Origin of the sequence: Campylobacter concisus (assembly GCF_003048405.1) — a bacterium.
GTDB classification, from domain to species: domain Bacteria; phylum Campylobacterota; class Campylobacteria; order Campylobacterales; family Campylobacteraceae; genus Campylobacter_A; species Campylobacter_A concisus_Q.
This window is the reverse complement of sequence record NZ_PIQS01000001.1, coordinates 793,054-813,832: the sequence shown is the minus strand read 5'-3', so window position 1 is coordinate 813,832 and position 20,779 is coordinate 793,054. Positions and strand designations below refer to the sequence as shown.

The following is a 20,779-nucleotide window of genomic DNA, read 5'->3' as shown; positions in this document are numbered from 1 at the left end:
CAAAATTTGCTTTTAATCGCTACAATAGCGTGAAATTTTAAAGGAAAAAAGATGAAGAAAATTTTGCCATTTTTAGCGCCTATTTGCCTCTTTGCAAGTAGCTGTGACGAGCTAATACAAGAGAGTGTGAGAGAGTTTTATAAAAGCGATAGAAATTTGGAGAGAGCCATAAATTTAGCCGAGCAAGCGACTGATGTCTGCTTAAAAGAGGGCAACACCGAGCAGGCGATCACTTCGCTCATAAATAGCGCTAGCATTTGCATAGTAAATAAAGAGCCACAAAAGGCGTTAGAGCTCTCACAAAGAGCCCTAGAGCTTGCGGCAAACGTTAGCGACAAGCTGCTACTAGCTCGCTCTTATCACAGCCTAGGTGCGGCACAAAAGGCGCTAGGCAGATACGACGAAGCACTTGCTAATTTTCAAGAAGCTCTAAAAATTTATGACAACGCGCCAAATGCCCCAATGAACGACGAACTCATCTGTATAAAAGGCATCGCTAGCGCCTACTACCTAAAAAACGACTTTGACAAAGCCCACGAAAACCACCTTTTAGCGCTAAATTTACTTGATATCACGCCGGAGTTAAGTGGCAACGAGCTTGTGCGATCAGAGCTTTTAGTAGAGCTTGCTAACGACCTAGCAAAGCTTAATCAAAAGGACGAAGCTACCCAAAACTACAAAAAAGTGCTTGAAATTTTAAATGGAAAAGAGCAAAATCCTCGCGCACGGGATCTTTTAGAGCGAGCCAACAAAGGACTAAAAGAGCTTAACTAAAGTTTTTCTTTAGACTTTTTAGCACGAAATTTGCAAGCTCAAGTCCCTTTGAACGGTGAGAAATTTTAAGCTTCGTCTCATTATCTAGCTCGCCAAGCGTTTTAGTAAAGCCATCTGGGATAAAGAGCGCGTCGTAGCCAAAGCCATTTGTACCACGCTCCTCATCTATCGCTTTGCCATACATAAAGCCATGAGTTGTGTAGTCGCCAAATTTCGAGCTAATAGCGATACAGGCGGTGTAATGAGCTGGTGAGCTCTTTAAATTTAGCGCCTTTAGCTTACTAATTAGCTTTGCTCTATTGTTTGCGTCATTTGCGTTCTTGCCGCATACCTTGCCATTTTCATCAAGGTCAAAATAGCGCGCAGAGTAGATCCCGGGCTCGCCACCAAGTGCATCCACACTAATGCCACTATCATCGCTAAGAGCGATAAGCTCATTATCAAGCCCCTGCTCTTTAAGCTTTGCAAAGACAGCTCTTGACTTTATGAGCGCATTTTGCTGAAAAGTACTACCATCTTCAACGATCTCAAATGGCTTTACAACCTCGCTTAAGGCGTAAATTTCATAGCCTTTTAAAAACTCTTTTATCTCTTTTACTTTGTCTAAATTTGATGTCGCAAGCACAATCTTCATTGCAAGAGCTCCTTGATTTTTGGGCATATTTTACAAAAAAGTAGATTAAATTTTTAAATTTAAATTAGTGTTAAAATGATAAACTTAGTCCTTTTAAAAATAAGGAAAATTTTATGTTAAAAAGCGTTTTACCACTATCTTTTATCATAGCAAGCAGATTTTTAGGTCTTTTTATAGTTTTGCCAGTGCTTAGCCTTTATGCCTTAAATTTACGCGGAGCAAACGAGTTTTTAGTAGGGCTAATAGTAGGCGTCTATGCGATCTCACAGATGATATTTCAAGTGCCTTTTGGAGCGCTCTCGGATAGGATAGGACGCAAAAAAACATTAACGATCGGACTTTTGGTTTTTATCATCGGTTCAATAATTTGTGCACTTACAAGCGATATTTTTACCATGCTATTTGGTAGATTTTTACAAGGCGTAGGTGCTATCGGAGCAGTTGCAACTGCGATGATAAGTGACTATATAACAGAAGAAAAACGCTCAAAAGCTATGGCGATAATGGGTGCTTTTATAGGGCTTAGTTTCACACTTTCTATGGTGCTTGGGCCGCTTCTTGCCAAAGACTATGGACTTTCAAGCCTCTTTTACCTAAGTGCCGCTCTTAGCCTACTTTGCATTGTACTTCTTTACACCGTTGTGCCAAAAGAGATAAAAGTGAGTGCTAAAAGTGAAAAAGTACCATTTGGTAAGCTTTTTTTACAAAAAGACTACATGATCATAAATTTCACCTCTTTTATGCAAAAGATGCTAGCAAGCATCGCATTTTTGGTGATCCCTATCGTTTTGGTAAAAGAGTATGGCTATGAGAGTAGCGAGCTTTACAAGGTCTATACGCTTGGCGCCGTGCTTGGCTTTTTAGCTATGGGGTTAGCAGGCGCCCTTGGCGATGGTAAGGGACTTAGCAAGGTTATCTTGATAGCTGGCACGCTGCTTTTTGCTCTAACCTACACTATTTTTGCCATTAGTTTTACACTTTTTATCTTCGTTTTGGGAGTTGCTATATTTTTTATAGGATTTAACCTTCACGAGCCCATCATGCAATCAACCGCAACAAAATTTGTAAAATCCTCACAAAAAGGCTCAGCCCTTGGCGTATTTAATTCATTTGGCTATCTAGGAAGCTTTGTTGGAGGTGCATTTGGTGGGTATATCTTGCACGCCTTTGGCTTTAAAGTACTCGCCATCATCTGCGTGGTGCTTTGCGTGATCTGGCTTGTTTTGCTCTTTAGCCTAAGCGATCCAAGAATTTTTAAAAATATCTATCTAAGCCCTGAAGTAAGCTTAAATTTAGAGTCACTAAATAGCCAAAAAGGTGTAGTCGATTATTACAAAAACGAGAAAAATCAAGTAATCAAATTTGACTCTCGCCTAACAAGCGAGGCTGCTTTAAAAGAGAGTTTGAAGTTTTGATCTATGACATCATCATCATTGGCGCTGGTGCTAGCGGACTATTTTTAGGAGCAAATTTAAAGGGTAAAAAAATTGCCATCTTAGAAAAAAATAGTAGTGCTGGCAAAAAGATCCAAGCAAGCGGTGGTGGCAGATGTAACATCACAAACCGCTTTATAAGCGCTAAAAACTACCTTGGCGAGCAAAAATTTATAGAGGAAATTTTAAAAGTACTGACCCCAGATCAAGTTTTAAATTTTTTTAGCGAGCTTAGATTTAGTGAGCAAAAGCAAAATCAATTTTTTTGTGATAGCGGCGCAAAGAGCGTCTTGAGCGTACTTTTAAAAAGGCAAAATGCAGATATTTTTTACAACAAAGAAGTTCTTGGTGCTAAAAAAATAGATGAAATTTTTGAAATTTTAACAAAAGATGAGAAATTTAGAGCTAGAAATTTAGTCATCGCAAGTGGAGGATTAAGCTATAAAACCCTTGGCGCAAGCGATATTGGCTATAAAATAGCAAATGATTTTGGCATTGAAATCTTAGCTCTTGCACCTGCACTTGTTGGATTTAGCGTGCAAAAAGATGAGTTTTGGTTTAAAGAACTTAGTGGCGTCAGCCTAAACGCAGACGTAAAGATAAATAGCAAAAACGAGAGTCATAAATTTAGTGGCAATTTGCTTTTTACGCATAGGGGCATAAGCGGACCAGCGATACTAAATACCTCGCTATTTTGGCAAAAGGGGCGAATTTGCATAAATTTTTTGCCCAAATTTAGTGAGAAAAATTTAATAGATGGCAAAAAGCAGCTTAGCTCGGTTTTGCCCTTGCCAAAGAGATTTGTGCTAGAGTTCTTAAAAAATTTTGGCTTAAAAGATAGAGCCTTTTATGAATTTAATGACAATGAGAGACAAATCATAAAAAGGCTTTTTGCTTATGAATTTGCCCCAGCTGGGACATTCGGCTTTGAAAGAGCGGAAGTTACAAAAGGCGGCATAAAGATTGAATTTTTAGATGAAAATTTACAAGCTTCTAACGTTAATGGACTTTATTTTATTGGTGAAGTCTTGGAAATCACTGGCATGCTTGGCGGATATAACTTACATTTTGCATTTGCAAGCGCTCTAAAGGTGGCTAGGGTCTTAAATCTATGATCTCCTAGAAGTTTAGCTAACTTTTAGACAAATTTTCATATTTTAAATAAGATAGATTTACTATGAAAGTAGGCTTTTAAGAAAATCAATTTAAGTAATTTAGATGTTAAAAATTCATAATAAATACTTTAAAAAGATTTTGTACCAAACAAAGGTAATAAATTTTGGAGTAAATTTTATAGCCAAGCAAGCTAAACGTTATGTTGAATTTAATTTAAAATATAAGCAGTTTAGGAATATTAGATTATTAAACCTCTTTTATAAAGCTAACGGCTTCAAATGGGTTTGAGAAAATATGTTTACTAAATTTCTCCAAATCACTCTTTTGACCATATCCACAAGTTAGACCCACGCCTGTAATAAAAGCAGCTTGTGCAGCCATTAGATCCATAATGGTGTCACCTACCATAAATGCATTATTTTTATCTTTATTAAGTCTATCTAAAGCCAAATTTATTGGCTCTGGATTTGGTTTTGGATTAGTAACATCGTCTCTTCCAATAATAGTTTTTATATATTTCATAACTCCTAAATGCTCAAGCAAGATAATAGAAAATTTTGAAGTTTTAGTAGTAACTATACCTACATCAGCAAAGCTACTTGCCTCCTTCAATGCTTCATTTGCATAATCTAAGAGTACTGTCTCATCAAGATAAATTTTTTCGTAGCAAGCTTTATATTCTTTTATATAGCTATCAATTAAATTTTTGCTTGCACCAAGTCTTTCAAACATTATTTCAAGCGGATGACCAACCAAAGACTTTAATGCATTATGGTCTGGCTCTTTTTTACCATGGGATAAGAAAGCTCTATCAAATCCTTTTAAAATAGCAGAAGTTGAATCAATAAGCGTACCGTCCAAATCAAAAAGTATGGTTTTTTTCATCATTTTCTCCGTAGAAATAAAAAAGGGCCTAGCCGAAGCTAAGCCCCTAAAAGAAGTAACTTTAAATAATAAGATTATTTATTGAAAGTAGCTTCAACGCGTCTATTTTGTGCGCGACCTTCTTTAGTTTTGTTTGTAGCAATTGGTTTAAGCTCACCATAACCAACTGTTGAAATTTTATCCTCACTTACCCCATAACCAGCAAGAACATCAGCTACTGCTTTTGCTCTTTTTTCAGATAGTTTTTGGTTGTAAGCTTCTGCACCTACGCTATCAGTGTGACCAGCAAGTACAACTTTATAATCTGGGTGTTCGCCCATAAAGTCAGCTACTTTTTTGATCTCAGCTGCGTATTTTGGTCCAACTTTATAGCTATCAAATGCAAAGTTAACATCTAGATCTCTAAGAACGATAACTTTTTCACATCCTCTTTCATCAACAACCACGCCAGCTGGAGTATTAGGGCATTGATCTATATCATTTGGCACGCCATCATTATCATCATCAAGAACTGGAGTTGCTGCTGGAGCTGCTGCTGCAACTGGAGCTGCTGCCACAACTGGAGCTGCTTTTGAGTCAAGACCGATACCAAAGCCTAGTGAATAAAATAGGTTATGATCAGCATGTTCAAATTTGATAGCGTCTCTTGCTTCTGCTTTAAGAGCAAATCTATCAGTTACTTGATATCTTAAGCCAAAACCATATTGGCCAAAACCGCCATCTTCATTTTTAACAAAAATAGCTGGAACATCTTCATAACCAGCACCAACTAAGCCATATAGATTAACTGGTCCAAAATCAACTATATCTTTTACAAGATTTGCATGATATCTAAGGACTCTTCCTTCTCTTGTTAAGCTACCTGTTTTTTCTTTTGCTTTTTGAGTGTAATCAACACCAAGCTCTACTTGATCAAAGAAAAAATCTTCAAGATTTCTAGCAGCTCTAACACCAACGAAGTTGTGGTCTTTTACACGTAAATTTCCCTCTGGGTGAACGCCACCAATAGTTGGAGTAACTTCATAATTATATGCTGCGTTAGACGCAAAAACCGCTGTTGCGGCAACCATAGCTAAAGCAATCTTTTTCATATTTAGAATTCCTTTCTTAGGATTTATTTTAAAGTGGTTACATTTTAACTGAATAAAATTTAACCGACTCTAAATCATAATTTAATTAACAATGTAAATTTGAAATTTACACAACTTAAATTTTGCAAATGCAAAAGCACTTGCAAAAAATCATTAACGTTTAGAGAATTGTGGGCTTCTTCTAGCCTTTCTTCTACCAAATTTCTTACGTTCAACAACACGAGAATCTCTAGTTAGCAAGCCTTTTGGTTTAAGTGCTGCTCTAAAATCAGCATCCATGTCAGCTAAAGCACGTGAAATACCGTGTCTTAAAGCCTCAGCTTGTGCTGAATAACCACCACCTAAAGTTGTAGCTACTACATCTATTAAACTCTCTTGTTTAGTAACTAGAAGTGGCTGAATTACTTTAAGCTTTATAGCTTCATGTCCGCCAAGCCAAGTATTAAGATCCATACCATTTACTACGATTTTACCGCTTCCAGCTTTTATCCAAACCTTTGCTACGGCAGTTTTTCTTTTACCAGTTGCATAAACTTTTGCCATAATTATTTTCCTTCTTTTTTAGCTATTTGTGCCGTATGAGGATGCTCACTGCCAGCATAAACTTTTAGTTTTTTTATCATCTCTCTTCCAAGTTTAGTTTTTGGAAGCATTCCACGAACAGCTAATTTAAATAGTTTTTCTGGCTTATTTGCTATCAAATCGCCAAATTTCTCGCTCTTTACGCTGCCAAAGTATCCTGAGTGTCTGTGATAAAGTTTATCTTCAGCTTTGTTATTACCAGTAAATTCTACTTTTGAAGCATTTATGATGATAACATAGTCGCCACAATCTACGTTTGGCGTGAAGCATGGTTTGTTTTTGCCACGAAGTATAGTTGCTACCTCAGTTAGCAATCTACCAAAACGTTTACCAGCTGCATCAACAACGATCCAGTCTCGTTTAACTTCGTTTGGCTTTGTTATTTTTGTCATTTTCTTACCTTTGCCAAGTTAATTTTTGAGTTGTGATTGTATTTAAACAATGCTTTTATAAAGCTTAAATTAAGTAGTATTTAAACTTCAATATATGAAATTTTTCCATCAAGAGCATAGAAGATGACGGCAATTATACTATGCTTTGGATAAAATTTACTTAATGCCTCTTTGTATTCTTCAACTTGTTTTTTATTTTCCTCGATATTTTTATCGGTCGTTTTATAGTCAATCACACAAATTTCGTTCTCTTCAATACAAAATAAATCCATCTGTTTTAGTTCGTTTTTTACTTTAAATGGCTGTTCTTTGTAAATTTCTTTATCTATTATGCACTCTAGAAATTTTGGCTCATTTATTAGCATTTTTGCTCTTTTAAAGGCACCTTCAAGTCTATCAGGTGAGAGAAATTTATAAAATTTATTTAGCATTAAACTCTTGGCTTTTAAAAGCGAATTTTCATCAAATTTCTCACTCATCTCAAGCAAATAGTGAAACGCTAAGCCAAAATAGATTGCCTCTAAATTTTTACCGCTCGTTTTTTGCTCTCTTGCCTCTACCTCTTGCCTTTCTATCTTTAAAATTTCAGGCATTTTTTCATCTTTTTTTGCCTCTTTTTGCTCACCCTTGCTAGGTAAAATTTTACCAAAGCTAAACTCTTTTAGATCAAGATAGTCGTTTACTTCGCTTTTATCACTTCTAGTATAAAAAGAAAAAAAGCTAGGACTATTTCCACTTGGAGCAGCTTGTTTAATGATGATAAGCGACTTTGTGGCTCTTGTAAAGGCGACGTAAATTTTATTGATATTTTCTTGCTTCTCAAGCTCTCTCATTTGCTCTAACATACCAGCATACTCAGGGTCAAAATTTTCTCTACCTGAGATTTTACTTTTTACGATCCACTCGCCTTTTTCACTATATTCGGTTATAAAATTTGAATCGTTACCTCTACCCTTACTGATCATATCGCAAACTATAACGTGATCAAACTCGAGTCCTTTTGATTTATGAACAGTCATAATTTTCACACCATCACTGCTTTTAGGGCTAATTTTTGAGCTAAAATTTTCGAGATTAAATATAAAATCACTTAAATTTTTATAGCCACTGCTTAACTCAAAAAGCCTTAATATATCAACATCTGCTAGATTTATGCTCAAATTTTTGGCTAGATAAAATAAGCTCTTTGTCGCGCTATCCTCTGCTCTTATTTTTAATTTTTTAAAATTAGCATTTACAAGCGCTTTTACATTTTTTTCATAAATTTCTTCACCAAATAGACAAAATTTTACATACTCTATGATAGCTGCAACAAACGGCGTTCTCTTTAGCTCTAAAGTACTTTCGTTTACGCTCTTTATGCCCTCTTTACTAAATTCATCAGAAATGTGTGTTATGTCACTATTTTTCCAGCAAAGAACCGTTATATCACTTGGATTTACGCCAGATTTTATGAGATCATGTGTCTGAGAAAGGACATCGGCCACAATATCTTCGCTACCAAGCACACGAAGATATCCGTAGTCATCATCCTCTGTCTCAAAATATGGGCATTTGTCACTTACTTTATAGTCTAGCTCATCATCTTTTTTTGCTGGATTTTGAGGCACAAACTCAAGCCCATATCTATGATAAATTTCTTCAAAAATCGCATTGTTAAACTTCACCAAAGCTTTTAAACTTCGATAATTGCTTGGCAAATTTTCTATTTGAATTTGTTTAAAATCCTCCCCGAGCTTGTCAAAAAGCTCTTTTTTCCCACCTCTAAATTTATAGATACTTTGCTTTGTATCGCCCACATAAAAGAAGCTTCCAAGCCCATTTTGTCCATATCCAGATACGATCTCAGCGATGAGTGGTAAGATGATCTCATATTGGATCACGTTTGTATCTTGAAACTCATCAACCAAAAGATGATTTATCCGCCCATCAAGTCTAAAGTAAAGTGCGTCTTTTCTCAAATTCTCAACTAAAAGCTTAAAAACCAGTTTGTTTATATCGGCAAAACTTAGTGCATTTATCTCTTTATTTAACTCCAAATTTGAACGCTTGTAAATTTCCAAAAGCTTACTAAAGCCACTAAGCCTATATCTTTCAACATCCAAGATATAGTCTTTTATTGCCTCTTTTAGTTCATCAAAAAGCACATCAAGTTTAGGCTCGTAAATTTTACTAAAAGTGCGGTAATCTAGACTATCTCTTTCAAAAACCTTGTTTTTAAAAAGCTCGAATAAATTCTGCTCTTTAAATGTCTTTTTAGCTGTATCGCTAGCACCAGCTTGAGAGCAGATATGCTCATTTATCGCTTTTTGAGCGGCTCTTACTTTGCTGTCATCTGGATAATTCGCGCTAGTTTCTTTTAGTTCACCGCCAAAGCTTTCATAAAATTTTGCCAAAGTCTCTGAAAAGCTCGCCTCTTTTTGACTTGAGATGATCATCATCAATGCTAGTTCGCTAAGTAGATTTTGATCCCTACTCACCTCTTTTACAAATTTTTTCCACGAAAGATCTTGCAGGCTATCTCGCACGCTATAATCTGGACTAAGGCCTAAATTTTGGCTAAATTTCTTTAATATTCCAGAAAAAAATGCATCAAATGTATAAATTTTTAGCTCACTTTGCAAAAATGCTCCAAGCCTCTCATCTCGCCTTTTTATCACTTCATCCTGACTTAAACCAAGCTCTTCGCTAACCTTTTCAAGCTCACCTTTTTTATTTTGCAAATCCAAAAAAGTTGCGATTATCCGCTCTTTCATCTCATTTGCTGCTTTTTTTGTAAAAGTTAGAGCGATGATCTCATTTATATTTTCACCTCTAAGCACCAAAGCGATATAACGAACACTAAGAGCGAAAGTTTTTCCACTTCCTGCACTTGCTTTTAGGGCTAAAAAATCTTTCATAACTCTCTCCTACAAAGCATGGCATACTCGCAAAATTTACAAGCTCCGCTTTTTCTTTCAAAATTTATCTTGGTTTTGTTTATTTTTTTTAGATTTTCTATCTCAGTCTTTAGATCATCTACGCTCTTTTTTGAGCTAACTAGCGTTGGCTCGTTTTTTAGGGCATAATATGCACTTTTTGCATCGCTGCCATAAAGTGCCTCGTAAAAAGCAAGCTGAAGAGAATTTGCATTTGCATCGCCAGTTTTATAATCGAGTATAAAAGGCTCGCCATCGGGACCAGCATCGATCCTATCGATATATCCGTAAATTTGTACGCCACAAAAATCTCTTTTTACCTCTTTTTCACACTCCAACACCTTAAATCCTGCACTTAAACGATTGTTTTCAAATTTTTCATAATCTTTAAATTTCTGTGTCCAAATTTCAAGCTCAAGTGGCGAGAGATCCTGCTTTGCTAGCATTTTTTTAAATACAGAAAGATCAAAGATATTGTTTTGCCTGTAAAAATCGCTCATATAGTACTCATAAAGTGCCTTGTGGACGCTATTTCCTTGCTTTGATCCCGGCTCAGTTGCTATGCCTTTTGCAGGCCTTATGCCAGCTATCTTTGCGTAATAATACTTCCTTGGGCAAGTTAGAAATAAATTTAATGTTGAAAACGAAAGAGGTTTCTCAAAAAAATCATGCTCCAAAACGATCTCATCATCGCTTAAATTTAGGCTGGCATTGCCTTTTAAAAATAGTTTTAAATAGGCTTCATCGCTAAAATTTTTATCTTTTATAGTTCTAAAATTTTTTAAAAATCTCGAAGGAATACTCTCCTCATTTAAAACACAGCTTATGGCGACCTTTTTGGCATTGTTTATAAGACTTTCATAGTAAAATCTCTGCAAATTTTCACGCTCAAGGTAGCTTATAAGCCCAGCTTTTTGCCTCACTTTTGAGTTTAAAAACATCTCATTTGTGCTTCTTGCTGGGATGAAGTTATCATTAAAATCAACTATGATCACACCATCAAATTTCATTCCACGGCTCTCTAGCATGCCCATGACACTGATCTTTCCACCGCCCACATCATCGATACTAAGGCGCGAGATATTTAGCAAGAAAATTTCACTTAACTGCTTTAAGCTAAAGCCAAAATACCTGCATAAATTCTCAATCCTAAAAAGCTCAAGCGCAAGCTTCTCTTCGCATCTTGGCTCATTTTCAAGCGTTAAAAGCTCATCTATTAGCTCTTTAAATTTGCCAAATTCACACAGCTCAAAATAACTAGCCTTAAATTTCTCAAAAAGCTGCTCGCTAACACCAAATTCGCTTAAAATAAAGCCAAGCTCCTCGTAGCTTTCACACTTGCTTTGATCAAAAACCGGCCTTACCTCTTCGTTTATCGCTCTTGTAATGTAAAAAAGCGTCTCATAAAATTTTGTATTTTTAAAGCTCTCACCCATAGCGTAGTTAAAAATTTTATCTCTATCATGTAGCCTTAAAATTTCACTAAAACTCTCATCTGGTAATATAACAGCGATGTTTTCAGGCTTTATTCCATCACGCACAAACTCGCTCACCTTTGCCATAGCGTAGGCACATTGCAGGCTTCTAGTGGCAAATCGCTTTTCTAAGACTGGCTCAAATTTTTTGATATTTTCTAAGCAAATTAGCTCATTTGTCTTTAAATTTAGCTCATATTTTTTGTAATTTTCAATCTCACTAATAGCTGAAATTTGCTTTATTTTATTGATTAGCTTTGTGTTGAAAACACTAGTTTGAAAGATAATTTTTAGCGTAGTTAGCTTTGAGATTTTCTCTAAAATTTCCCACTCAAACTCGCTTAAAATTCCATCTATGTGCAGTAAAATTTCACTAAAGCTTTTGATGTAAGCTTCATTTACGTTATAAATTTTTGGCAAGGTTATATCATCATAGAGATTTTCTTGACCAAGCAAGCTCTCATACTCTTTTAAAACCGCTTCAAGTATGTCTAAATGTTCCTCAAAGTCAGCGTAAATATCGTTAAATTTAATCTCAGCAATACTCTTTTTACTAATAGATAGCTCTTTAAAAAATGAAAAAAGATAGTCATTATTTTTCAAAAATTCAAAAAACTCAGTTGGAATTTTAAGAACCGAGTTTGCCTTTTTGACACTGGCACAGGCTCTATTCATAAGCACTAAAGCATAGGTGCTATCAATCTCAAACCTACCATCTACATAAACTATCTTTTTATAAAACTCGGCAATGCTTAGGCTTTTTGGGATTAGCTCATCATTAAAACTTGCATTAAATTCACGAATCTTACGCGAGTTCGTAAAGACAAAAAGTTGGTTTAGGTTATGCATTTTTCTCTCTTAAATTTTTAAGCAATGATAGCTAAATGCTGATAAAAGAGCGCTTTTTACGCTTAGCCAAAGCTTTAAATTTTCATCTAAATACATTAAAATTTTAAGCCTTAAAGAGCCAAAAGCTACAATCACAAAAAAAGGAGCAAAAATGCATAAAGAGTTAAACAGACAAGGTTTTTACTACGGCTTTCCGGTTTTGCTAGCCACTACAAAAGATAAAAATGCAAACGATGATATCACGGTGCTTTCATCTTCTTGGACGTTAGGAAATACAGTAGTGCTTGGCATAGGCATTGAAAATCAAGGCTTTAAAAATATCAAAAACGGTTCAGATATCACGCTAAATTTATGTGATGAAAGCCTGCTAGAAGCTGTGCAAAAAATGGAAAAACTAACTGGTGATAGTGACGTGCCAGAAGAAAAAAAGAATCTTGGCTACACCTACGAGCACGATAAATTTAAGGTAGCAAATCTCAGCAAAGAACCTGGCATAAATGCAAAAACCGTCAGGATAAAAGAGTGTAAGATACAGATAGAAACGGTTGTAGAAAAGATAGAGTTAAAAGAGTGGTTTAGCATAGTTACTTGCAAGATTACAGGCATTTTTGTAGATGAAAATTTACTAAAAGATAAAAAGATAGATACGCAAAAATGGCATCCATTAATCTATAAATTTAAAGAATATGTCGGTACTTGTGAGCGTTTGGGATTAAATTTTGGATTTAAAGAGATTTGATTTATAGTTTTATTTGATAAAAACTTAGTATTTTGGTTTTAGATTTAGCTAAAAAGATTAGTTTATTAAAATTTAAACTCGGCTTTGAAATCTTTTCCAGATGCCAAAGCTGCGATTTTAAGATCATTTTGTGACATTAAGGTCAAATTTATAATACCTTGTATCATTAGTGTCACTTAGCCTTAAAAGTAGCTGCCATCTACCTTCTCTTAGACTTGTTTCTTCACTTACTAGATCATTTTCTTGCCATGAAGCTCTTAAAATTTTATTTTCTTTATTTGTCTGTGGGCGAGTAAGTAAAATTTCATATTTTAAAGCTGAAATTTCTCCTTTTTGGGGAGTTAGATGAAATTTAAACTTAGCATTTAGGGCATTAAAATTTGGCTCAAATTTTAGATCAAATTTCTCATCAAAGCGTTTTTCACTCTCTTTGATAAAGGTTATGTTTTCATCGACATTTTGGTAGCTTTGCATATAAGAGCTATCCATCTCGACTGGATGTTTCAGTGCTATGATGATCGTTACTGCGCAAGCGATAATGATAGCAATGAAGCTAAGCACGATAGCATAAGGCCAAAAGGTTTTTTTATCCATTTTTTACCTTTTTATAAAAGATAACAATTATAAAAAATGCAACCAAGCCATAGATGAAAAATCTTAAAAAATTTAACGTAGTTTTGTTTGAATTTCCAACACTACTTTCAAGCTGTAAATTTAAGTTAGATGCGATTTGTTCGGCAATATCAGCGTAGCCATTTAATATAGCAGCATTATAGACATCTTTACCATTTTTAGAAACTAAAATAGGAATTATCGTCCCTGATTCTGGATTTACACTTAAAATTTGTTCTTTATTAAAAAGTTTTGAAGTATTAGCATCGGCAAAAATTTCTACTTTCTTTTTATCTTTTATAAGCAGTAAAAAAGCATAAGGCGAGCTAAGGTTTTGCTCTTTAAAAAGAGCTTCTAGCTCACCATCTTTATATACGCCAACTACTAAATTTATATCGCTTTTTGCGTAAAGCTCACTGCCGATCTCATTTAGCTTTACACTTACTTTTTGGCTTAGAATTTCATCATTATTTACCACAAAATTTGCTCCCAAAGCCAAACTTTGTGAGAGCAAAAATATAAAAATGAGTATAAATTTTCTCACACCTAGCCTACAAAAAGGTGGTTTGATGTAAGCACTGACCACGCACAAATAGCTCCTGCAACAACTATTAGCAAGATTATGGCTTTTTCTATTATGCCTAGCATCACTACTCCTTTATAATGACATGTTTAGCGTTGTTAACGCTCTTCATCTCAATGCTACTTGCATCTTTTAATGAGTAAGGCTTGGTTGCTACATCTTTTTGCAAGCCAATACCAATATAAGTAAGTACGCCAAGGATAGATAGCAAAAGCAAAACTGCCACCAAATAACCGCTAATGCCATTTAAAGCAAAGATGTTTCTATTTTTATTTTCCATTATTCGCCCTTTGATAGCGATATGACATATTCGCCAACTGCTTTTTGTTGTATCTCGTTTAATCTGCCATCATTAAATTTAGGCATAACACCTATGTTGCCGCTTTTACCACGATTTAGTACATCCACTATAAACTCACTTGAACCATATTTACTAAGATCAGCCGACATACCATCCATGCCTTTGCCATCATCTCCGTGACAAGCTGCACAAGCTGCGTAAAGCTCTTTTCCCATAGCTACTAAATTTTCATTTTTTGTACTTTTTATAGCACTTATCTCTTTTGCAACATAAGCTGCGATAGCCTTTGCTCCATCAGCATCGGCTAGCCCTGCTGGCATCTCGCCCATAGGATAATCAAGCCCTTTTGAGCCATTTAGTATCGTATCAACTATTCCTTGTTCGCTACCCCAAATTTGTAAATTTGCAGCTTTGCCACCAATGCCATCGCCTGTGATGCCATGACATGCTGAGCATTGCACTAAAAATACGCTCTCTCCCATAGTATGAAGTGTTTCTTTGCTTGGGTTTGCATACTCTTTTTCAAATTTAGCGTTTGCTTCTTTTACCTCTTTATTATATTCACCGATTTGTGAGTAAGAATTTAGTGGATAACCAAGTAAATAATACCAAATTGCCCAAACAAGAGTTAGTAAAAAAACTACCGCCCAACCAAATGGAACTGGGTTTTTATACTCGCCTATCCCATCCCAGTTGTGCTCGCTAAGCTCTACGCTTTCATCTTTTTTAACTTTCATTTGACCAACATACTTGCCAGCTACAACGACAGTTAGTACGATAATTAAGATGGCACCTATTAACGCAAGTAAATTTATATTATCTTCTAAATTTAGCCATTGCATACGCTCTCCTTTGTAGCCTTTTGCTCTAAAATTTTACTACCGATCTCATCATCTAGGGCTAATCTTGAATACTTCTCATAATTTCTTCTACCTTGCTTTTCGCTTTTATAAAGATGAAAAAAATAAGCGTACAAAGTGATAGCTAAAAATGCTGTCAAAATAAAATAGCCATAAGCTTGAAGTTCTCTAATATCCATTATTAACTCCTATTTTAGGCTATTTAGATAGGCGATAAGTGCCACGATCTGGCGAATTTCACCCTTTGCAAAAGCACTTTTTACTTGCTCGTCTTTCATACTTTCAACGATACTTGCAGCCTGCTCTTTTACATTAGCATTTGCTTGCTCAAAAGTGCCAAGAGCTGGCATATCTTTCTCATCATAAGGTGTGTTAAAAACCTTTTTAACAGTTAGTGCTTCAGCGTAAGCGGTCTCTATGTCAGCATTTTTCTTAAATAAAAATGGATATGCCGGCATGATCGAGCCTGGCACAACAGAGGCTGGGTTTAACATATGATTTTCATGCCAATCTGTCGTTCTATAATTACCCACACGCATAAGATCTGGGCCCGTTCTTTTTGAACCCCAAAGATGAGGACGATCATAAGCAAATTCGCCGCTTAACGAGTACATGCCGTATCTATCAGTCTCTGCTTTAAACGGACGTATCATCTGTGAGTGGCAGGTGTTGCAACCATTTTGTATATATATATTTTTTCCAGCAAGCTCTAAAACTGTATAAGGTTTTGTACCCTCAAGTGGTCTAGCTCTATTTGCAAAATCAGGTAAAATTTCTACCACGCCAGCATAAGCTATGACGATAAAGACGCAAACTGCAAAAAAGAATGGATTTTTTTCTAACCAAGCAAACATCACATCACCTCCGCATTGGCTTTAGCACTACCCATAGGCGTTGCACTTTTTGGCTCTACCAAAATAGCTTTAGCAGAAGTTGATTTGTAGATATTGTAAGCAAACATCAAAAAGCCAATCAAATACAAAAGTCCGCCAATAGCTCTAATGTAATAATAAGGTATAAGCACTACAACAGTATCAATAAATGAGTAGAGTAAATTTCCATAGCTATCAGTTGCTCTCCACATCATGCCTTGCGTAATACCAGCAATCCACATCGAAGCAAAGTATAAAACGATACCTGTTGTTTGTATCCAAAATTGAGCTTCCATTAAGGATTTTGAATAAATTTCACGTTTAAAGACACGTGGTGTCATATGATAAAGTGCCGCCATAGTCATAAAACCAACCCAGCCAAGTGCGCCATCATGTACATGTCCTGGTACCCAGTCAGTATAGTGAGCTAGTGCATTTACAGATTTGATAGCCAAGATAGGGCCTTCAAGAGTTGAAAACATATAGAAAGTTGAAGCTAGAATCATAAATTTAATAAGCGGGCTCTCGCGAAGTTGTGTCCATTCGCCTTTCATTGTAAGAAGCATATTAATAGCTGAACCCCAAGAAGGTAAAATCAAAACAATAGAAAAAACCGAACCCATAGTCTGCATCCAATCAGGCACAGCAGTATATATTAGGTGGTGACCGCCAGCCCAAAGATATATAAACATAAGGCCCCAGAATGAAAATAACGAAAGCTTATAAGAAAATATTGGCTGTCCGCTCTCTTTTGGTAAGAAATAATAAATTTGGGCGATGATCGCTACTGTAAATACAAATGCAACTGCGTTGTGACCGTACCACCACTGAACCAAGGCATCGTTTGAGCCAGCATACATCGAAACTGAGTGTAGCCATGAGCCATATCCACTAACTAGTCTTGTTGGAATTTCCATGTTATTAAATAGATAAAGCATAGCAACGCCAAGAAATGTAGCAATGTAATACCAAACCGAGATATAAAGTGTTTTCTCGCGGCGTATACCAATAAGCCCAAATATACTTACACCCCAAAGCACCCAGACTACTACTACTGCAATATCTAGTGGCCATTCAAGCTCGGCATACTCCTTAGATGTACTCTCGCCCATAAAAAGCGTCACAACAGCCAAGATCATCACAAGCATATAAAGCCAAAAGTGAAGCTTACCAATAAACATCAAAAATGGCGACTCACTCATTGAGACCTTTAAAACACGCTGTCCAATATAGTACCAAGTAGAAAAAATACCTGAAAGCATAAAACCAAATATAATGCCATTGGTATGAAGAGGACGCAACCTTCCAAAGGCCGAATACTCACCTGCTATGTAGTTTAAATCTGGACAGGCAAGCTGAAAAGCCACTACTACGCCAATAGCCATGCCTACGATACCAAAAAATATCGTTGAGAACATAAATAGTTTTGCTACGCTATAGTCGTAGTGTAGCAACTGGGATGGTCGCATAAATTTTCCTCCTAGTTAAATTTATATTAATTTTCGGTTATTTTAGAGTAGAAAAACTATAAAAAGACTTAATTAATATAAATTCTCTTTTACTAGGAGAGTCTTCTATCTATTTTGTAACCAAGCCCAGGAACATTTTTTATAAAATTACTGCCGACTTTATCCCTGACACGTTTAACAAAGGTCCTAATAGCAGCCTCCGTCACGCTCTCGCCAACCCAAACAACATTTTTTATTTCATCATGAAGCACAAGCGTACCAAGTCTTTTTATGAGTAAAGATATAAATGCAAGCTCTTTTTTTGTAAGAGAAATTTCAACACCATCTCTGATAAGCACACGTTTTATTTTATTAAAACTATATCCATTTGTAACCTGAATAATATTTGCTGTTTCTATCTTATTTTTAGCGACATTTTCTAACGTAACTAAAAAATCATCAAGATCAATCGGCTTTAAAACGTATTTATCAATACCAACATCTATCGCTTTTAGAAGTGTTTCTTTTTCACTATTTGTACTAAAAACTATAATAGGTGTATCTTTTGAAATTTCTTTAATGCTTTTAGCCATATCAAGACCATTCATTATAGGCATAAAAACATCTGTTATAACCATATTTGGATTATATTTTTTAAATTTCTTAAGTCCTTCATCGCCATTTTGAGCAGTGATAACTTTTTCGAATTTATCTCGCATAACTTCTTGTACTATTTTTTTACCATCTCCCTCATTCTCAACGATAAGAACAGTTAGATTATTAAGAATCTTGCTCATTTATTCTTCCTTTTTGGTTATATTTATCAAACATCATAAATTTTGACGCAACTAACAATTATTTCTCTTATTTTTCTATCTTAAGCATTTGCTCTATATCCTAAAAATGATAGATAAATTCCATTTATTATCATTATGCTAGCTGAGATCTTAAACATTATGTCTTTAAATTTTTCATTTAAAATTCCAAATACAAAGCTAGCTAAAAGCATAGCTGGCAATGTACAAAGACCAAATACAAGCATTATAAAAACCGAATCAATAAAATTTGCACTTAAAATCCCAAGTGCCAAAAAATAATAAACCACACCACAAGGCAAAAAGCCATTTAAAAAACCAAGTAATAAAAAATTTGTTAAATTTTTCTTTTGAATCCTTGTTTTTGCAATTCTTGCTACAAAATTAAGCGCCTTTTGATTCTCTACAAATTTTAAAAGTTCACCCCTAAAAAGTAAGGCAATGCCGATAAACGCGATCATTAAGCCAACTATGAAAAATATCACGCCTCTTGCTTGCATGTTAAAGCTAATAACAGCTCCAAAGGCGCCAAGTAAAGCTCCTAAAACTATATAAGCAAAAATTCTAGCTAGACTATAAAGCGTACTTAGCATTAAAATTTCTATTTTATTCTTACCTTTAAAAAATAGAGTCTGTAAACTCAAAAATCCGCTGCACATACCTACACAATGACTAAAGCTACTTAAAAATGCAACTGAGATAATCATGTAAAGGTTTATGTTTTGCATCTTATAAAATTTCTAAAAACTGCTTAAATATATATTTGCTCTCGCTTGGACCGCCACTTGCTTCTGGGTGGTGCTGAACTGAAAAGATCGGATATTCTTTGTATCTCACACCTTCGATCGTGTTGTCAAATAAATTTCTATGCGTCACAACTGCTACTTCTGCGATACTTTCAGGTACGTTGTAGTTGTGATTTTGTGTTGTTATCTCGATCGCCTTTGTCTCTAAATTTAGCACTGGGTGATTTGCTCCATGCTGACCAAATTTAAGCTTATATGTCTCGTATCCAAAGGCGTTTGATAGTAGCTGATGTCCAAGACAAATGCCAAATATAGGTATCCTAGCCTCAATCATCTTTTTGATCTCGCCTATTTCAGCCTTTAAATTTTTTGGCTCACCAGGACCATTTGATAAGAATACCCCATTTATCTCGCCATTTTTAAATTTTTCTATCAAAATTTCAGCCTTAGTGTCGTGTGGCACGACAATGACTTCAAGACCAGTTTCACATAGCTCATTTAAGATATTTCTCTTTACACCAAAGTCAAAAACAGCTATCTTTTTACCAATACTTTTTAACGGCTTATATGACTTTAAATTTCTATCCCAAGCGCCTTTTTTATGTTCGTACTCGTCCATCGCACTAACTGTTTTTACGTAGTTTATATTTTCGATACGCCCACTACTCTCAAGCCTGCGTTTTAGCTCATCTTTATCACTTATTTGCGTTGAAATATAGGCCATAAGTGCGCCCTCGTCACGTAGCATCTTTGTTAAATACCTAGTATCAACGTCATAAACGCCAAATTTGCCCTGCTCTTCGAAAAATTTACCCAAAGATTTTTGCGAGCGGTAATTTGACGGAGTCTCGTTGTAGCTCCTCATTATGACGCCACTTGCGTGAATTCTAAGGCTCTCCATATCATCTTCATTTATACCTACTATGCCTATTTCTGGCATCGTAAAGACGATAAACTGACCAGCATAGCTTGGATCGCTCATGATCTCTTCATAGCCAGTCATCGAGGTATTAAAAACGAGCTCACCTGCACACTCACCATGAGCACCAAAAGCTTTTGCTTCTAAAAAAACACCATTTTCAATGTAGATATAAGCTTTCATTAAAGCATGCCTCTTTTTTTAAGCTCATCTTGATATAAACGCTCAAAGACAAGATCATATTCATCAGTTCCTGGAATTAGCTTATGTTTATAATTTTGTATCATTTCATAAACATCATCTTCTATCTTCTCATAGCTTTTTAAGTACTCGTCTATTGAGTTATAAATCACATTTTTTACACGATTTTCAGATACATTATAATCAACAAGACCACTCTTCCAAATAGTTTCAAGCACTTTGTGAGCGATATTACTAAATCTATCTTCGTGGGTTAAGATTACATTAAATTCGCCTGCAAGCTTCTTTTTAACGAGCCAAAACATATTTTTGCGGTCAATTTGCATAGTTTGCATCTCGTCTTCATTTTTCTCCAAAAGCTCATTTACTCGCTCATCTAAAGCTCTTTCTTTTTGAATATCGACTGTTAAAATTTCACTTGTTTTTGCTACGATTGGCTCAATGCCTTTATTTAGTCTTACGAAACCACAATTTAGAAGATCTATTGCTATTTTATGTGAAATATACGGAACGTGTGGGAGTTTTAAACGCATT

22 protein-coding genes are annotated in these 20,779 nt (G+C 35.4%); 4 read left to right on the top strand and 18 right to left on the bottom strand.

Going from position 1 to position 20,779, the window contains the following annotated elements:
- Positions 1 to 51: 51 nt before the first annotated feature.
- Positions 52 to 774 carry a tetratricopeptide repeat protein gene (locus CVT18_RS04325; RefSeq protein ID WP_103629032.1) on the top strand — a complete coding sequence of 241 codons (723 nt, stop codon included), beginning with the start codon at positions 52 to 54 and terminating at the stop codon, positions 772 to 774.
- Here CVT18_RS04325 and CVT18_RS04320 read toward each other — a convergent pair.
- The gene (locus CVT18_RS04320; protein WP_103629031.1) at positions 767 to 1,408 is read right to left on the bottom strand and encodes a non-canonical purine NTP pyrophosphatase; all 642 of its coding nucleotides are present in this window, start codon (positions 1,406 to 1,408) and stop codon (positions 767 to 769) included. The genes CVT18_RS04325 and CVT18_RS04320 overlap by 8 nt on opposite strands.
- A 113-nt stretch (positions 1,409 to 1,521) precedes the next feature.
- Here CVT18_RS04320 and CVT18_RS04315 point away from each other — a divergent pair, with 113 nt between their 5' ends.
- Together CVT18_RS04315 and CVT18_RS04310 are read left to right on the top strand one after the other, a co-directional pair.
- Positions 1,522 to 2,823: an MFS transporter gene (locus tag CVT18_RS04315; RefSeq protein ID WP_103592820.1), complete on the top strand. Its 1,302-nt coding sequence runs from the start codon at positions 1,522 to 1,524 to the stop codon at positions 2,821 to 2,823.
- On the top strand, positions 2,820 to 3,956 hold the full coding sequence (locus tag CVT18_RS04310; protein WP_103629030.1) for an NAD(P)/FAD-dependent oxidoreductase: 1,137 nt from the start codon (positions 2,820 to 2,822) through the stop codon (positions 3,954 to 3,956). Before CVT18_RS04315 ends, CVT18_RS04310 begins: the two co-directional genes overlap by 4 nt.
- A gap of 247 nt (positions 3,957 to 4,203) precedes the next feature.
- Here CVT18_RS04310 and CVT18_RS04305 read toward each other — a convergent pair whose 3' ends face one another.
- From CVT18_RS04305 to CVT18_RS04280, 6 genes are all read right to left on the bottom strand, one after another.
- Positions 4,204 to 4,842, bottom strand: a complete 639-nt coding sequence (locus tag CVT18_RS04305) for an HAD family hydrolase (RefSeq protein WP_103629029.1) — start codon at positions 4,840 to 4,842, stop codon at positions 4,204 to 4,206.
- 74 nt (positions 4,843 to 4,916) lie between these two features.
- Positions 4,917 to 5,933, bottom strand: coding sequence for an OmpA family protein (locus CVT18_RS04300; RefSeq protein ID WP_103629028.1), 1,017 nt, complete (start codon positions 5,931 to 5,933; stop codon positions 4,917 to 4,919).
- A gap of 153 nt (positions 5,934 to 6,086) precedes the next feature.
- Complete coding sequence (gene rpsI / locus CVT18_RS04295) at positions 6,087 to 6,476, bottom strand: 30S ribosomal protein S9 (protein ID WP_021084780.1); 390 nt, start codon at positions 6,474 to 6,476, stop codon at positions 6,087 to 6,089.
- A gap of 2 nt (positions 6,477 to 6,478) precedes the next feature.
- Positions 6,479 to 6,907 (bottom strand): 50S ribosomal protein L13, encoded by a 429-nt coding sequence (rplM, locus tag CVT18_RS04290; protein ID WP_002939292.1) that lies wholly within the window; start codon positions 6,905 to 6,907, stop codon positions 6,479 to 6,481.
- A gap of 80 nt (positions 6,908 to 6,987) precedes the next feature.
- On the bottom strand, positions 6,988 to 9,807 hold the full coding sequence (locus CVT18_RS04285; protein ID WP_103629027.1) for a RecB-like helicase: 2,820 nt from the start codon (positions 9,805 to 9,807) through the stop codon (positions 6,988 to 6,990).
- Entirely contained in the window at positions 9,804 to 12,149 is a 2,346-nt protein-coding gene (locus tag CVT18_RS04280) for a PD-(D/E)XK nuclease family protein (RefSeq protein WP_103629026.1), read from the bottom strand. The genes CVT18_RS04285 and CVT18_RS04280 overlap by 4 nt, the downstream gene beginning before the upstream one ends.
- Positions 12,150 to 12,300: 151 nt before the next feature.
- On the opposite strand from CVT18_RS04280, the gene CVT18_RS04275 reads away from it, so the two are divergent.
- Positions 12,301 to 12,888 (top strand): flavin reductase, encoded by a 588-nt coding sequence (locus CVT18_RS04275; protein ID WP_103629025.1) that lies wholly within the window; start codon positions 12,301 to 12,303, stop codon positions 12,886 to 12,888.
- Between the two features lie 123 nt (positions 12,889 to 13,011).
- On the opposite strand, the gene CVT18_RS04270 is transcribed toward CVT18_RS04275, so the two are convergent.
- The 11 genes from CVT18_RS04270 to CVT18_RS04220 form a co-directional block, all read right to left on the bottom strand.
- Entirely contained in the window at positions 13,012 to 13,482 is a 471-nt protein-coding gene (locus CVT18_RS04270) for a FixH family protein (RefSeq protein WP_103629024.1), read from the bottom strand.
- Complete coding sequence (locus CVT18_RS04265; protein WP_103629023.1) at positions 13,475 to 14,044, bottom strand: hypothetical protein; 570 nt, start codon at positions 14,042 to 14,044, stop codon at positions 13,475 to 13,477. Before CVT18_RS04265 ends, CVT18_RS04270 begins: the two co-directional genes overlap by 8 nt.
- Positions 14,045 to 14,150: 106 nt before the next feature.
- On the bottom strand, positions 14,151 to 14,363 hold the full coding sequence (locus CVT18_RS04260) for a DUF4006 family protein (protein WP_103629022.1): 213 nt from the start codon (positions 14,361 to 14,363) through the stop codon (positions 14,151 to 14,153).
- A complete protein-coding gene (locus CVT18_RS04255) occupies positions 14,363 to 15,226 on the bottom strand; it encodes a cbb3-type cytochrome c oxidase N-terminal domain-containing protein (protein ID WP_107824271.1) in 864 nt (287 codons plus the stop codon). The genes CVT18_RS04260 and CVT18_RS04255 overlap by 1 nt, the downstream gene beginning before the upstream one ends.
- Positions 15,214 to 15,423, bottom strand: a complete 210-nt coding sequence (locus CVT18_RS04250; RefSeq protein WP_021090915.1) for a cytochrome c oxidase, cbb3-type, CcoQ subunit — start codon at positions 15,421 to 15,423, stop codon at positions 15,214 to 15,216. The genes CVT18_RS04255 and CVT18_RS04250 overlap by 13 nt, the downstream gene beginning before the upstream one ends.
- A 9-nt stretch (positions 15,424 to 15,432) precedes the next feature.
- Positions 15,433 to 16,098, bottom strand: a complete 666-nt coding sequence (ccoO, locus tag CVT18_RS04245) for a cytochrome-c oxidase, cbb3-type subunit II (protein WP_084041629.1) — start codon at positions 16,096 to 16,098, stop codon at positions 15,433 to 15,435.
- A complete protein-coding gene (gene ccoN, locus CVT18_RS04240) occupies positions 16,098 to 17,585 on the bottom strand; it encodes a cytochrome-c oxidase, cbb3-type subunit I (RefSeq protein ID WP_107824270.1) in 1,488 nt (495 codons plus the stop codon). The genes ccoO and ccoN overlap by 1 nt, the downstream gene beginning before the upstream one ends.
- Before the next feature lie 92 nt (positions 17,586 to 17,677).
- Positions 17,678 to 18,361, bottom strand: a complete 684-nt coding sequence (locus tag CVT18_RS04235; RefSeq protein ID WP_021090989.1) for a response regulator transcription factor — start codon at positions 18,359 to 18,361, stop codon at positions 17,678 to 17,680.
- Between the two features lie 80 nt (positions 18,362 to 18,441).
- Positions 18,442 to 19,107, bottom strand: a complete 666-nt coding sequence (locus tag CVT18_RS04230; protein WP_234410272.1) for a sulfite exporter TauE/SafE family protein — start codon at positions 19,105 to 19,107, stop codon at positions 18,442 to 18,444.
- Position 19,108: 1 nt separating this feature from the next.
- A complete protein-coding gene (gene carA / locus CVT18_RS04225; protein ID WP_103629019.1) occupies positions 19,109 to 20,227 on the bottom strand; it encodes a glutamine-hydrolyzing carbamoyl-phosphate synthase small subunit in 1,119 nt (372 codons plus the stop codon).
- A complete protein-coding gene (locus CVT18_RS04220; RefSeq protein ID WP_103629018.1) occupies positions 20,227 to 20,778 on the bottom strand; it encodes a DUF507 family protein in 552 nt (183 codons plus the stop codon). The genes carA and CVT18_RS04220 overlap by 1 nt, the downstream gene beginning before the upstream one ends.
- Position 20,779: the final 1 nt, after the last annotated feature.